The organism is Pseudomonas subflava (assembly GCF_023823685.1).
Classification (GTDB): Bacteria; Pseudomonadota; Gammaproteobacteria; order Pseudomonadales; family Pseudomonadaceae; genus Aquipseudomonas; species Aquipseudomonas subflava.
In genome coordinates this window covers 215,260-228,968 of the sequence record NZ_JAMXBF010000011.1, presented here as the reverse complement: position 1 = coordinate 228,968, position 13,709 = coordinate 215,260, and the positions used below count along the sequence as shown (strand labels likewise).

Annotated in this window: 11 protein-coding genes; 8 read left to right on the top strand and 3 right to left on the bottom strand. The window is 67.3% G+C overall.

Translation table 11 applies throughout. The annotated features are described in order from the left end of the window. Positions 1–17 precede the first annotated feature (17 nt). Positions 18–2,720, top strand: coding sequence for a [protein-PII] uridylyltransferase (locus tag NF616_RS16505; RefSeq protein ID WP_252274385.1), 2,703 nt, complete (start codon positions 18–20; stop codon positions 2,718–2,720). Positions 2,721–2,738: 18 nt separating this feature from the next. Next, positions 2,739–3,935, top strand: a complete 1,197-nt coding sequence (gene dapC / locus NF616_RS16500; RefSeq protein ID WP_252274384.1) for a succinyldiaminopimelate transaminase — start codon at positions 2,739–2,741, stop codon at positions 3,933–3,935. A 15-nt stretch (positions 3,936–3,950) separates the two neighbouring features. Here the strand turns inward: dapC and NF616_RS16495 are convergent, their stop codons facing one another. Beyond that, positions 3,951–4,613, bottom strand: coding sequence for a polysaccharide lyase family 7 protein (locus tag NF616_RS16495; protein ID WP_252274383.1), 663 nt, complete (start codon positions 4,611–4,613; stop codon positions 3,951–3,953). 217 nt (positions 4,614–4,830) lie between these two features. Here NF616_RS16495 and NF616_RS16490 point away from each other — a divergent pair, with 217 nt between their 5' ends. The 5 genes from NF616_RS16490 (at position 4,831) to NF616_RS16470 (ending at position 9,024) form a co-directional block, all read left to right on the top strand. After that, entirely contained in the window at positions 4,831–5,178 is a 348-nt protein-coding gene (locus NF616_RS16490; protein ID WP_252274382.1) for an ArsC family reductase, read from the top strand. 86 nt (positions 5,179–5,264) lie between these two features. Next, entirely contained in the window at positions 5,265–5,942 is a 678-nt protein-coding gene (locus NF616_RS16485) for a hypothetical protein (protein ID WP_252274381.1), read from the top strand. Between the two features lie 143 nt (positions 5,943–6,085). Then, positions 6,086–7,120, top strand: a complete 1,035-nt coding sequence (gene dapD / locus NF616_RS16480; RefSeq protein ID WP_252274380.1) for a 2,3,4,5-tetrahydropyridine-2,6-dicarboxylate N-succinyltransferase — start codon at positions 6,086–6,088, stop codon at positions 7,118–7,120. Between the two features lie 294 nt (positions 7,121–7,414). Further along, on the top strand, positions 7,415–8,620 hold the full coding sequence (locus NF616_RS16475; RefSeq protein WP_252274379.1) for an aminotransferase class V-fold PLP-dependent enzyme: 1,206 nt from the start codon (positions 7,415–7,417) through the stop codon (positions 8,618–8,620). Further along, entirely contained in the window at positions 8,617–9,024 is a 408-nt protein-coding gene (locus tag NF616_RS16470; RefSeq protein WP_252274378.1) for a SufE family protein, read from the top strand. The genes NF616_RS16475 and NF616_RS16470 overlap by 4 nt, the downstream gene beginning before the upstream one ends. Positions 9,025–9,040: 16 nt before the next feature. Here NF616_RS16470 and NF616_RS16465 read toward each other — a convergent pair whose 3' ends face one another. Both NF616_RS16465 and tcdA read right to left on the bottom strand, forming a co-directional pair. Further along, the gene (locus NF616_RS16465) at positions 9,041–9,826 is read right to left on the bottom strand and encodes a substrate-binding periplasmic protein (RefSeq protein ID WP_252274377.1); all 786 of its coding nucleotides are present in this window, start codon (positions 9,824–9,826) and stop codon (positions 9,041–9,043) included. Positions 9,827–9,923: 97 nt separating this feature from the next. After that, positions 9,924–10,730 carry a tRNA cyclic N6-threonylcarbamoyladenosine(37) synthase TcdA gene (gene tcdA, locus NF616_RS16460; RefSeq protein ID WP_252274376.1) on the bottom strand — a complete coding sequence of 269 codons (807 nt, stop codon included), beginning with the start codon at positions 10,728–10,730 and terminating at the stop codon, positions 9,924–9,926. Between the two features lie 331 nt (positions 10,731–11,061). Here tcdA and NF616_RS16455 point away from each other — a divergent pair, with 331 nt between their 5' ends. Further along, complete coding sequence (locus tag NF616_RS16455; RefSeq protein ID WP_252274375.1) at positions 11,062–13,659, top strand: glycosyltransferase; 2,598 nt, start codon at positions 11,062–11,064, stop codon at positions 13,657–13,659. The last annotated feature ends 50 nt before the right edge of the window (positions 13,660–13,709 follow it).

Here is a 13,709-nt window from a genome sequence, read left to right as displayed (position 1 = left end):
TATATGAGGAAGGCGCGATGCCGCAGATGGACCCGGAGTTGTTCGACCGCGGCCAGTTCCAGGCGGAACTGGCACTCAAGTCCAGCCCCATCGCCGCCTTCAAGAAGGCCATCAAGCAGGCGCGCGAGGTGCTGGATACGCGCTTTCGCGAGGGCCGCGACATCCGCCGCCTGGTCGAAGACCGCGCCTGGTTCGTCGACCAGATTCTCCAGGAGGCCTGGAAGCGCTTCGCCTGGAGCGAAGACGCCGACATCGCCCTGCTGGCCGTTGGCGGCTATGGCCGCGGCGAGCTGCACCCCTACTCCGACATCGACCTGCTGATCCTCCTCGACAGCGCCGACCACGAGACCTTCCGCGAACCCATCGAGGGCTTCCTCACCCTGCTCTGGGACATCGGCCTGGAAGTCGGCCAGAGCGTGCGCAGCGTGGATGAATGCGCCGAAGAAGCGCGCGCCGACCTGACGGTGGTCACCAACCTGATGGAGAGCCGCACCATCGCCGGCCCCGAGCGCCTGCGCCAGCGCATGCAGGAGGTCACCAGGAGCGCGCAGATGTGGCCGAGCAAGCACTTCTTCCTGGCCAAGCGCAAGGAAGCCAAGGCACGCCACGCCAAGTACAACGACACCGAGTACAACCTGGAGCCCAATGTGAAGGGCTCGCCCGGCGGCCTGCGCGACATCCAGACCATCCTCTGGGTCGCCCGCCGCCAGTTCGGCAGCCTCAACCTGCACTCGCTGGTGCAACAGGGTTTTCTGGTCGACAGCGAGTACAGCATGCTGGCCTCGGCCCAGGAATACCTGTGGAAGGTGCGTTACGCGCTGCACATGCTGGCCGGCCGCGCCGAGGACCGCCTGCTGTTCGACCATCAGCGCAATATCGCCGCCCTGCTCGGCTTCGAGGACGGCGATGGCAAGCTCGCCGTCGAGCGCTTCATGCAGAAGTACTACCGGGTGGTGATGGGCGTCGCCGAGCTGTCCGAGCTGATCAATCAGCACTTCGAGGACGTGCTCCTGCGCGAGAGCGAGAGCGGGACGGCGCAGCCGCTGAACAGCCGCTTCCAGGTCCGTGACGGCTATATCGAGGTGGTCCACCCCAACGTCTTCAAGCGCACACCGTTCGCCATCCTCGAAGTCTTCGTGCTGATGGCCCAGCGCCCCGAGATCAAGGGCGTGCGCGCCGACACCATCCGCCTGCTGCGCGACAGCCGTCACCTGATCGACGACGAGTTCCGCAAGGACATCCGCAACACCAGCCTGTTCATCGAGCTGTTCAAGTCGCCCCAGGGCATCCACCGCAACCTGCGGCGGATGAACCGCTACGGCATCCTCGGCCGCTACCTGCCGGAGTTCGGCCACATCGTCGGGCAGATGCAGCACGACCTGTTCCACATCTATACGGTCGACGCCCACACGCTCAACCTGATCAAGCACCTGCGCAAGCTGAAATGGCCCGAGCTGGCGGAGAAATTCCCGCTGGCCAGCAAGGTCATCGACAAGCTGCCCAAGCCCGAGCTGATCTACCTCGCCGGCCTCTACCACGACATCGGCAAGGGCCGCGGTGGCGACCACTCCGAGCTCGGTGCGGTGGATGCCGAGGCCTTCTGCGCCCGCCACCAGCTGCCGAACTGGGACAGCCGCCTGATCGTCTGGCTGGTACAGAACCACCTGGTGATGTCGACCACCGCTCAGCGCAAGGACCTCTCCGACCCGCAGGTGATCTTCGACTTCGCCCAGCTGGTCGGCGACCAGACCCGTCTCGACTATCTCTACGTGCTGACCGTGGCGGACATCAACGCCACCAACCCCAGCCTGTGGAACTCCTGGCGCGCCAGCCTGCTGCGCCAGCTGTACACCGAGACCAAGCGCGCCCTGCGCCGCGGCCTGGAGAACCCGCTGGATCGCGAAGAGCAGATCCGCCAGACCCAGACCTCGGCCATCGACATCCTGGTGCGCAACGGCACCGACCAGGACGACGCCGAGCAGCTGTGGAGTCAGCTCGGCGACGACTACTTCCTGCGCCACACCGCCGCCGACGTGGCCTGGCACACCGAGGCCATCCTCCAGCACCCGGCCGGCAAGGACCCGCTGGTGCTGATCAAGGAAACCGCCCAGCGCGAGTTCGAGGGCGCCACGCAGATCTTCATCTACGCCCCGGACCAGCACGACTTCTTCGCCGTGACCGTGGCGGCCATGGACCAGCTCAACCTGAACATCCACGACGCCCGGGTAATTACCTCCACCAGCCTGTTCACCCTGGACACCTACATCGTCCTGGACACCGACGGCGGGCGCATCGGCGACAACCCGGCGCGCATCAAGGAAATCCGCGACGGCCTGGTCGAGGCCCTGCGCAATCCGGACGAGTACCCGGCGATCATCCAGCGCCGCGTGCCGCGCCAGCTCAAGCACTTCGCCTTCGCCCCGCAGGTGACCATCCACAACGATGCCCAGCGTCCGGTCACCGTGCTGGAGATCACCGCGCCGGACCGCCCCGGCCTGCTAGCGCGGCTCGGCAAGATCTTCCTCGACTTCGACCTGTCGCTGCAGAACGCCAAGATCGCCACCCTGGGCGAACGGGTGGAGGACGTGTTCTTCGTCACCGACGCCCACAACCAGCCGCTGTCCGACCCCGAACTCTGCGCCCATCTGCAGGACGAGATCACCCGCCAGCTATTGCCATCCGGCGGCGAAACCGCCACGCCCAGCTCGCTGAGCATCTGAACACGCAAGTAGAGACCGATGAACCACGCCCTGACCCAGCTGCAGCCCTACCCCTTCGAGAAACTGCGCGCCCTGCTCGCCGGTGCCAACCCGCCGGCGGACAAGCGCCCCATCGCCCTGTCCATCGGCGAGCCCAAGCACGAGTCGCCGGCCTTCGTCGCCAAGGCGCTGGCGGACAACCTCGACCAGCTGGCGGTCTACCCGACTACTCTGGGCATCCCGGCGCTGCGCGAGGCCATCGCCGCCTGGTGCGAACGCCGCTTCGGCGTGCCGGCCGGCTGGCTGGACGCCGCCCGCCACGTGCTGCCTGTCAACGGCACCCGCGAGGCGCTGTTCGCCTTCACCCAGACCGTGGTTCGCCGTGAGGCCAAAGGCCTGGTGGTAAGCCCCAACCCGTTCTACCAGATCTACGAAGGCGCTGCCCTGCTCGCCGGCGCCGAGCCGCATTACCTGCCGTGCCTGGAAGACAACGGCTTTAACCCGGACTTCGACGCCGTGCCGGCCGACGTCTGGCAGCGCTGCCAGATCCTCTTCCTCTGTTCGCCAGGCAACCCCACCGGCGCGCTGATTCCTCTCGCCGAATTGAAGAAGCTGATCGCCCTGGCCGACGAGCACGACTTCGTAATCGCCGCCGACGAGTGCTACAGCGAGCTGTACTTCGATGAAGAGAATCCGCCGCCCGGCCTGCTGAGCGCCTGCGCCGAGCTGGGCCGCAGCGATTTCAAGCGCTGCGTGGTGTTCCACAGCCTGTCCAAGCGTTCCAACCTGCCGGGCCTGCGCTCCGGCTTCGTTGCCGGCGACGCCGACATCCTCAAGGCCTTCCTGCTGTATCGCACCTACCACGGCTGCGCCATGCCGGTGCAGACCCAGCTGGCCAGCGTCGCCGCCTGGCAGGACGAGGCCCACGTGCGCGCCAACCGCGACCAGTACCGCGCCAAGTACGACGCCGTGCTGGAGATTCTGCAGCCGGTGCTGGACGTGCAGCGCCCGGACGGCAGCTTCTACCTGTGGGCCAAGACCCCGGGCGACGACACTGCCTTCACTCGCGAGCTGTTCGCCCAGGAGCACGTCACCGTGGTGCCGGGCTCCTACCTGTCGCGCGAAGTGAATGGCGACAACCCGGGCGCCGGCCGCGTGCGCCTAGCCCTGGTCGCGCCACTGGCCGAATGCATCGAAGCGGCGCAGCGGATCCGCCGCTTCATTCAGGGCCAGTAGCGTTCAGCCCACACCTCAAGGGGTGTGGGTGACTCCCAGCGCCTCGAAGGACACGCGACCGCCCTCATTCGCCGTGCCGACGTTGTCCAGGTTGTACATGCCGGCCTTGTAGTAGAAGTGGTGGTTTTTCCAACTCGGGTCAATCTGGCCCTGGTAGACCATGCCCGCGACATTGACCTTGACCACGCCACTGCGCGACACATCGATCGAATAGCTGAACGGGTAATTCAACGGCATGCCCTTGTAGGTCATCACCGTCGGGCTGGCAGTGTCGGTCGGTTTGTGGCGCAGCGACACGTTGATGTAGCCGACGCCGTTGAGCTCGCGATAGACCAGCTTGATGTAGGGCGAAATGTTGTCCTTGGAGTGCATCTGCCCGATCACCACGGTGCCGTTGGACGGCACCTGAACTACTGCCAGGGTGGCGCGCAGGCTGTGGGTACCTTCGTGGTACAGCCAATTGCGCGCCTTGCCATCTTTGTAGGTCTCGCGCAGTTCGCTGCGCGGGAACTGGCTATTGCCAGTAGGCGTGCCGGTGACCGGGGCCCAGAAGGTGATGCGGGCACCATCGTTGTAGAAGTACTGGTCGCGATAACCGGACTGGATTTGGGCGGCTTCGATGGTACGAACGGGGGTGGCTTCCGGCCGGGTCAGGCTCCAGGTGTCGAGATCGAGCATGAGAGGTATCTACTTGAAACCATGCGTAGCCAGGCCCCGCCTATACGCATGAAACGATGACGCAACCCTCCGAGGAAGCGGTAACGAACAGTGTCGCAGCCCATGTATCGTTTTTGACGCCATTAACTTGACCATCTCCCGACCAACGGTGAACGGCCTGTCCGTGGCACAATCGCCGTCCCCTCTCTACATCCACGAAGGTTTTCCGAGGAATTCGATGACGTTTACCCTTTATGGCATCAAGGCGTGCGACACCATGAAGAAGGCCCGCTCCTGGCTCGACGAGCAAGGCGTGAGCTATGCCTTCCACGATTACAAAGCCTCTGCTATCGACCGAGCGAACCTGGAGAAATGGTGCGCCGAGCATGGATGGGAAACCGTGCTGAACCGTGCCGGCACCACCTTCCGCAAGCTGGACGACGCGCAGAAGGCCGATCTTGACCAGGCCAAGGCCATCGAGCTGATGCTGGCCCAGCCGTCGATGATCAAACGCCCGGTGCTAGACCTCGGCAACCGCACGCTGGTCGGCTTCAAGCCCGAGCTGTACGCCGCCGCGCTGAAGTGATCGCGCTTCATTGATCTCGGTCTATGGGCCCGGCGCGGCAAACCGGTAGCGTTGCTTCCCGTTCAATCCGCGAGAAGGAGCGCCCCATGTCCGCCATTCATTACGACCCGACCCGCCATGGCGACATGCCCGACGTCTGGCGCGAGATCGGCATGCCGGCCGTCGCCGTGCTGCGCATCGGCTACGAGGACAGCGCCGGCGGTCTGGTGGAGCGGGTGGTGGAAACCCGCCTGTTCGCCGACCTGGCCTTCGGCCCTACGCTGCTCGCCCACTGCCGCCTGCGCGATGCGCTGCGCGAATTTCGCATCGACCGCATCCGCAGCTGCATCGACGAGGCCTCGGGCGAGCCGGTCGAAGACGTCTACGGGCATCTGCACGGGCTCTACGCGGCCACGCCGGCCTTCGCCCTCGACCGCCTCGTTGGCGAGCAGCACGATGTGCTGCGCGTGCTGCTGTACCTGCTGGAACGCGGCGACCTCGCCGCGGAACAGATCGACGCCGCGCTCACCGAGACCTGCCGCCACCTCAGCGGCGACGAACGCATCAGCGCCGAAGCGCTGAGCGCACGCCTGGCACCCTTGCGCGGCGCCGGCGCCCAGGCCTACCGCGCCTGGGTCATGCGCCTCGGCATGCGCCTGAGCCATGACGCCCGCCAGCTCCTGCTGCGCCTGGCCAACCGGCTGATCAAGCGTGAGGGCGCGCCCAACCCGGCCCAGCGCGAGGCGCTGGACTATCTCTCGGTGCGCTTCCTCGACGCCGCCTAGCGCGCCGCGGACATACGCGGCAGCGATTGGGGCTCGGGAATGTCACCGGACAGTTGTAAACTGCGCCACCACCTACCGGTTAGCGTCCGGGCCGGCCTCGCCGACCCCACTCCTGTTCTCGTTTTGTCACAAGGAATCCCATCATGTCGCACACCCTGTTCAGCCTGGCCTTCGGCGTCGGCACCCAGAACCGCCAGGGCACCTGGCTGGAAGTCTTCTACGCCCAGCCGCTGCTGAACCCGGCCGCCGAACTGGTCGCGCCGATCGTCGAGAAACTCGGCTACACCGGTGGCAACCAGGCCATCACCCTCACCACCACCCAGGCCGGTGAACTGGCCACCCTGCTGAAAGGCGTGGACGCCATCCAGGCCGCCCTGCTCACCCGCCTGGCCGAGAGCCACAAGCCGCTGGTCGCCACCCTGCTGGCCGAGGACGCCGCGCTGACCTCGACCCCCGAGGCGTACCTCAAGCTGCACCTGCTGTCGCATCGCCTGGCCAAGCCCCACGGCCTGAACCTGACCGGCATCTTCCCGCTGCTGCCGAACCTGGCCTGGACCAGCCAGGGTGCCGTCGACCTCGGCGAGCTGGCCGAGCGCCAGCTGGAAGCCCGCCTGAAGGGTGAACTGCTGGAAGTCTTCTCGGTGGACAAGTTCCCGAAAATGACCGACTACGTGGTGCCGGCCGGCGTGCGCATCGCCGACAGCGCCCGCGTGCGCCTGGGCGCCTACATCGGCGAAGGCACCACCGTGATGCACGAGGGCTTCGTCAACTTCAACGCCGGCACCGAAGGCCCGGGCATGATCGAAGGCCGCGTCTCCGCCGGCGTATTCGTCGGCAAAGGCTCGGACCTGGGCGGCGGCTGCTCGACCATGGGCACCTTGTCCGGCGGCGGCAACATTGTCATCTCCGTGGGCGAGGGCTGCCTGATCGGCGCCAATGCCGGCATCGGCATCCCGCTTGGCGACCGCAACATCGTCGAAGCCGGCCTGTACGTCACCGCTGGCACCAAGATCGCCGTGCTGGACGACCAGAACAACCTGGTCAAGGTGGTCAAGGGCCGCGATCTGGCCGGCCAGGCCGACCTGCTGTTCCGCCGCAACTCGCAGACCGGCGCAGTGGAGTGCAAGACCAACAAGTCGGCCATCGAGCTCAACGAGGCTCTGCACGCCCACAACTGAAAATCGGTCTGAAGCTGCTGCGCTAGGCCATGCGGCGTTGAAATCAGGCTGGATCGCCAGCCCGGTCGGGCTGCGCAGTTACACACCGTAAACTCCGCGCCCTCGCCTGATTGATTCGCTGGCGCTCACCCTTCGGGCCAGCCATTGGCTGTTACTCCCGCTGGTCGTTGCGCCTTGCCTGGCCATCGCTCGCGACGCTTCAGCTCCGATTTTGGCCGGGTGATGGCGAACAGGCCGGGCCTATGCCCGGCCTGTCTATTTATACTCAACACCTCCTCTTCCAGTGCCGATGCCATGTCCCTGATGTCCCCCTGGCGTGACGACTTCCCCGGACTGTCTGCTCTCGCCGCCGAAGGCCAGACCTACCTGGACAGCGCCGCTACCGCGCAGAAGCCCCAGGCGATGCTGGACAGCCTGCTCGGCTACTACGCCAGTGGCGCCGCCAACGTGCACCGCGCCCAGCACCTGCCGGGCGAGCGCGCCACCCGCGCCTTCGAGGCGACCCGCGAGAAGGCCGCGCGCTGGCTCAACGCCGTCAGCACCGAGGAAATCGTCTTCACCCGCGGCACCACCGAGTCGCTGAATCTGCTGGCCTACGGCCTGGAGCACCTGTTCCAGCCCGGCGAGCAGATCGCCGTCAGCGCCCTGGAGCACCACGCCAACCTGCTGCCCTGGCAGCAGCTGGCCGAGCGCCGAGGCCTGGAACTGCTGGTGCTGCCGCTGGATGCCGACGGTCAGATCGATCTCGACCAGGCCGCCGCGCTGATCGGCCCGCGCACCCGCCTGCTGGCCGTGTCGCAGCTGTCCAACGTGCTCGGCCGCTGGCAACCGCTGCCCGAGCTGATCGCCCTGACCCGCGCACACGGCGCGCTGAGCGTGGTCGACGGCGCCCAGGGCGTGGTCCACGGCCGCCACGACGTGCGGGCGCTGGGCTGCGACTTCTACGTCTGCTCCAGTCACAAGCTCTATGGCCCGGACGGCGTCGGCCTGCTCCACGGCCGGCAGGAGGCCCTGGCACAACTGCGCCACTGGCAGCACGGCGGCGAGATGGTGCTGCACGCCGACTACCACGCCGCCCGCTTCCGCCCGGCGCCGCTCGGTTTCGAGGCCGGCACCCCGCCGATCGCCGGGATCATCGCCTTCGGCGCCACGCTGGACTACCTCGCCGGCCTCGACGCCGCCGCCGTGGTCGGCCACGAGGCGGCGCTGCACGCCAAGCTGCTCGCCGGCCTGGCGGAGCGCGACGGCGTGCGCCTGCTCGGCGAGCCGCAGGTGGCGCTGGCCAGCTTCACCGTCGACGGCCTGCACAGCGCCGATCTGGCCCATCTGCTCACCGAACAGGGCGTCGCCGTACGCAGCGGCCATCACTGCGCCATGCCGCTGCTCAAGCGCCTCGGCGTGGCCGGCGCCATCCGCGTCTCGCTCGGTCTGTACACCGACGGCGAGGACCTGGAGCGTTTCTTCAGCGCCCTCGACAAGGCCCTGGAGCTGCTGCGATGAGCCTGCCCGCCCCGGCCCGGGAAGCCCTCGAAGCCTTCGCCGCCTGCCCCGGCTGGGAACAGCGCGCGCGTCTGCTGCTGCAGTGGGGCGAGCGCCTGGAGCCGCTGGACGAAGACGAGCGCAACGAGGCCAACCGCGTCGACGGCTGCGACAGCCTAGTCTGGCTGGTGGCCGAGCAGCGCGACGGCGCCTGGCATTTCCGCGCCGCCAGCGAGGCGCGAGTGATCCGCGGCCTGCTGGCCGTGCTGCTCGCGCGAGTCGACGGCCTCGACGCCCGGGCGCTGGTCGCCCTCGACCTGCCCGCCTGGTTCGACCAGCTCGGCCTCGCCCGCCAGCTCTCCCCGTCGCGCGCCAACGGCCTCAACGCCGTGCTCAAGCGCATGGCCGCGCTGGCCGGTCGATAGGCAGGCTTCTGCCGAACTAGCGCTTCGGCTGCCAGTGGTCGGCGTTGCCGGAGTACAGCGCCTCCTGCAGCCTTTTGAGCTCGCCGCGCCTGGCGAAATCCGCCAGCGCGGTGTTGAAGCGCTCGAGCAGCTGCCTCGCGGCCGGGTCATCGCGGCGAAAGAGCAGGCGCAGCGGCTCGGTGTTCAGGTAGCGCGGATGGTGGGTGATGCGGCGCTCGCCGGGGAACAGCCGGTGCAGCATGGCGTAGCCCACAGCCCGGTCCTGCGGGTGCAGGTCGATGCGCCCCAGCTCGAGCAGGCGCAACGCGGTGTCTTCCTTGCTGTGCTGCTCGATCTCCAGCAGGCCGTCCTGCAAGGCGCGGTCGAACTGCGGCCCATAGGAATAACCGTGCGTGGTGCCGATGCGGTAGGGCCTCAAGTCTTCGATGCGGGTCCAGTCGAAGACGCGGCCGCGACGATGGAACAGCACCACCTCGCCGCGCACCAGCGGGTCGCTGCAGATGCCGTAGTCCAGGCGCATGGGGCTGCAGCTGTAGGGCATGATGGCGTCCAACGTGCCCTGCTGCAGCATCAGCACGTTGCGGTCCCAGGGATAGAAGAAGAACTCGGCGCGGTAGCCGGCAGCGGCGAAAACCGCCGTCACCAGCCGAACCAGGGCGCCGCCATCGCCGCGCTCCTGCTCGACATAGGGCGCCCAGTCGCTGGTACCAATGCGCACCAGCGGGTCGGCCCGGAGCACGGGCGCGAGGACCAGCAGGCTCGCCAGCACACAGCGGATAACGAAGCGACGGCGATGCAGCACCGGGCGGACACCTCTCTGAGCGGACGCGGAAGGTTTTTCCATCGAGCGGGCATCCTGCCCACGCCTTGAGCTTAGCCGAGCCCCGGCGGGAGGTTCCTCAATCGGCCCGCGGCCGCTCCGCCGGGCGCCGTGCACCGGCCACCAGCTTGTCGACGATGCGCGCCGCCGCGGCCATGCCGAAGCTGGCGGTGACCATCATCACCGCGCCGAAACCACCGGCGCAGTCCAGCTTGACGCCCTCGCCGACGAAGCCCTTGGCCTGGCACACGGTGCCGTCCGGCTTGGGATAGCGCAGCTGCTCGGTGGAGAACACGCAGGGCACGCTGTAGCTGCGCCCCGGCGTGCGCGAGAAGTTGTAGTCGCGGCGCAGGGTGCTGCGCACCTTGGCGGCGAGCGGGTCGTTGAAGGTCTTGTTGAGGTCGGCGACCTGGATCTGCGCGGGGTCGACCTGCCCGCCGGCGCCGCCGGTGGTGACGATCTGGATCTTGCGCCGCTTGCACCAGGCGATCAGCGCGGCCTTGGCCGCCACGCTGTCGATGCAGTCGATCACCGCGTCGAGCTGCTCGGTGATGTACTCGGCCATGGTCTCGCGGGTGACGAAGTCGGCCACCGCGTGCACGGTGCAGGCCGGGTTGATGGCGCGGATGCGCGCGGCCATCTCGTCGACCTTGGCCTTGCCCACGGCGCCGTCGATGGCATGGACCTGGCGGTTGGTATTGGTGATGCACACGTCGTCCAGGTCGAACAGCGAGATCTCGCCCACCCCGGAGCGGGCCAGGGCCTCGGCCGCCCAGGAGCCGACGCCGCCGATACCGACCACCGCCACGTGCGCCGCCGCCAGGCGCTCCAGCCCCTCGCGCCCGTAGAGCCGGGCTATGCCGCCGAAGCGCTGTTCGTCTGTCATCTCGCCACCCTCATGAACCGGCCGGCATTATACGGGCTGAGCCGCGCAACGGTCTGCGCCGGGCCGAAGCGCAGCGCGATTCGACACGACTGCGGAACTCACCGGCCCCTGTGTCGGACCAACCGGGAGGCACGTGGATAGCGGTGCCCCGGCGGCGCTATACAGGCCGATGACCGGGGAGTAGCATGCGCGCCGACCGGCGGTCGCCGGTCTCCATTTCCAGGTTCCGTACGCAAGGCTGCCGAGCGAGGATGAGACAGGGCGGAAACGCCACCGACGCCGCGCCTCTTGCGTACCGACCCGTTCCTTGCAGCGGAACCCCTGAGTAGCCATGCCAACGCGCAAATTCGGAATCAACCTGGTGGTCGTCGTGGCGATCGCCGCCCTCTTCACCGGGTTCTGGGCCCTCTACAACCGCCCGGTCAGCGCCCCGGACTGGCCGGAGCAGATCTCCGGCTTCTCCTTCTCGCCCTTCCGCACCGGCCAGAGCCCGATGACCGGGGTCTATCCCAGCGACGAACAGATTCGCGCCGACCTCGAGCTGCTGAGCCAGCAGACCGACAACATCCGCACCTACTCGGTCGACGGCAAGCTGGCGGACATTCCGCGCATCGCCGAAGAGTTCGGTCTGCGGGTGACCCTCGGCATCTGGATCAGCGCCGATCTGGAACGCAACGAGCGCGAGATCGCCAAGGCCATCCAGCTCGCCAACGAGTCGCGCAGCGTGGTGCGGGTCACGGTGGGCAACGAGGCGGTGTACCGCACCGAGATCAAGGTCCCGGATCTCATCGCCTACATCGACCGCGTGCGTAGCGCGGTCAAGGTGCCGGTGAGCACCTCCGAGCAGTGGCACATCTGGCAGGAAAACCCCGAGCTGGCCGACCATGTCGACCTGATCGCCGCCCACGTGCTGCCCTACTGGGAATTCGTGCCGATGGAGGACTCCACCGACTTCGTCCTCGAGCGTGCCAAGGACATGAAGCGGCTGTTCCCGAAGAAGCCGCTGCTGCTGTCCGAAGTCGGCTGGCCGAGCAACGGCCGCACCCGCGGCGGCGCCGAGGCCGACCAGGCCGAGCAGGCCGTGTACCTGCGCACCCTGGTCAACTCGCTGAATGCCAAGGGCTACAACTACTTCGTGATCGAGGCCTTCGACCAGCCGTGGAAGGCCAGCGAGGAAGGTTCGGTGGGCGCCTACTGGGGCGTGTACAACCTCGATCGCCAGCCCAAGTTCGCCTTCGAGGGTCCGGTCATCGCCATTCCGCAGTGGCGCATCCTCGCGGTGGCCTCGGTGGTACTGGGCCTACTGGCCCTGGCGCTGATGCTGATCGACGGCTCCGCCCTGCGCCAACGCGGGCGCACCTTCCTCACCTTCGTCGCCTTCGTCGGCGGTTCCGCCCTGGTGTGGATCGCCTACGACTACAGCCAGCAATACAGCACCTGGTTCAGCCTGACGGTCGGCGGCCTGCTCGGCATCGGCGCGCTGGGCGTGTTCATCGTGCTGCTCACCGAGGCCCACGAACTGGCCGAGACGGCGTGGATCCGCAATCGCCGCCGGCCATTCATGCCGGTGCTGGCCGACAGCGCCTACCGGCCCAAGGTGTCGATCCACGTGCCCTGCTACAACGAGCCGCCGGAGATGGTGAAGCAGACCCTGGACGCCCTGGCGGCCCTGGATTACCCGGACTACGAAGTCATCATCATCGACAACAACACCAAGGACCCGAAGGTCTGGGAGCCGGTCGAGGCCTACTGCCAGCAACTGGGCCCGCGCTTCCGCTTCTTCCACGTGGCGCCCATCGAAGGCTTCAAGGGCGGCGCGCTGAACTACATCCTGCCGCACACCGCGCCGGATGCCGAAGTGGTGGCGGTGATCGACTCCGACTACTGCGTCGACCGCAACTGGCTCCGGCACATGGTGCCGCACTTCGCCGATCCGAAGATCGCCGTGGTGCAGTCGCCGCAGGACTACCGCGACGGCGACGAGAGCGCCTTCAAGAAGCTCTGCTACGCCGAGTACAAGGGCTTCTTCCATATCGGCATGGTCACCCGCAACGACCGCGACGCGATCATTCAGCACGGCACCATGACCATGATCCGCCGTAGCGTGATGGACGAGCTGAAGTGGGCCGATTGGACCATCTGCGAGGACGCCGAGCTGGGTCTGCGCGTGTTCGAGAAGGGCTACTCCGCCGCCTACGCCCACCAGAGCTTCGGCCGCGGCCTGATGCCGGACACCTTCATCGACTACAAGAAACAGCGCTTCCGCTGGGCCTACGGCGCCATCCAGATCATGAAGGGCCACGCCCGCGCGCTGTTCCGCGGCGAGGGTTCAGAGCTGACCCGCGGCCAGCGCTACCACTTCATCGCCGGCTGGCTGCCGTGGATCGCCGACGGCCTGAACATCTTCTTCACCGTCGGCGCCCTGCTCTGGTCGGCGGCGATGATCATCGTGCCGAACCGGGTCGACCCGCCGCTGATGATCTTCGCCATCCCGCCGCTGGCGCTGTTCTTTTTCAAGTTCGGCAAGATCATGTTCCTCTACCACAAGGCGGTCGGGGTGGACCTGAAGCGTTCGTTCCAGGCCGCCATCGCCGGCCTGGCGCTGTCGCATACCATCGCGAAGGCCGTGCTGTACGGGACCTTCACCAAGACCATCCCGTTCTTCCGCACGCCGAAGATGGCCAGCAACCACGGCATCCTGGTGGCCCTGGCCGAGGCCCGCGAAGAGGTGTTCGTCATGCTCCTGTTGTGGGGCGCGGCGATCGGCATCGCCTTCGCCCAGGACATCGGCAACGCCGACGTGAAGTTCTGGGTCGCCACCCTGCTGGTGCAGTCGCTGCCCTACCTCGCCGCACTGCTGATGGCGCTGCTCTCCTCCCTGCCCAAGCCGCAGGAGAAGGACATCGGCGAGCCGGCCGGCGCGGCCTGACCCACCCGCCCTCGTCGAGACGGCGGCCCAGCGTCTTCGGACCCTGCGCC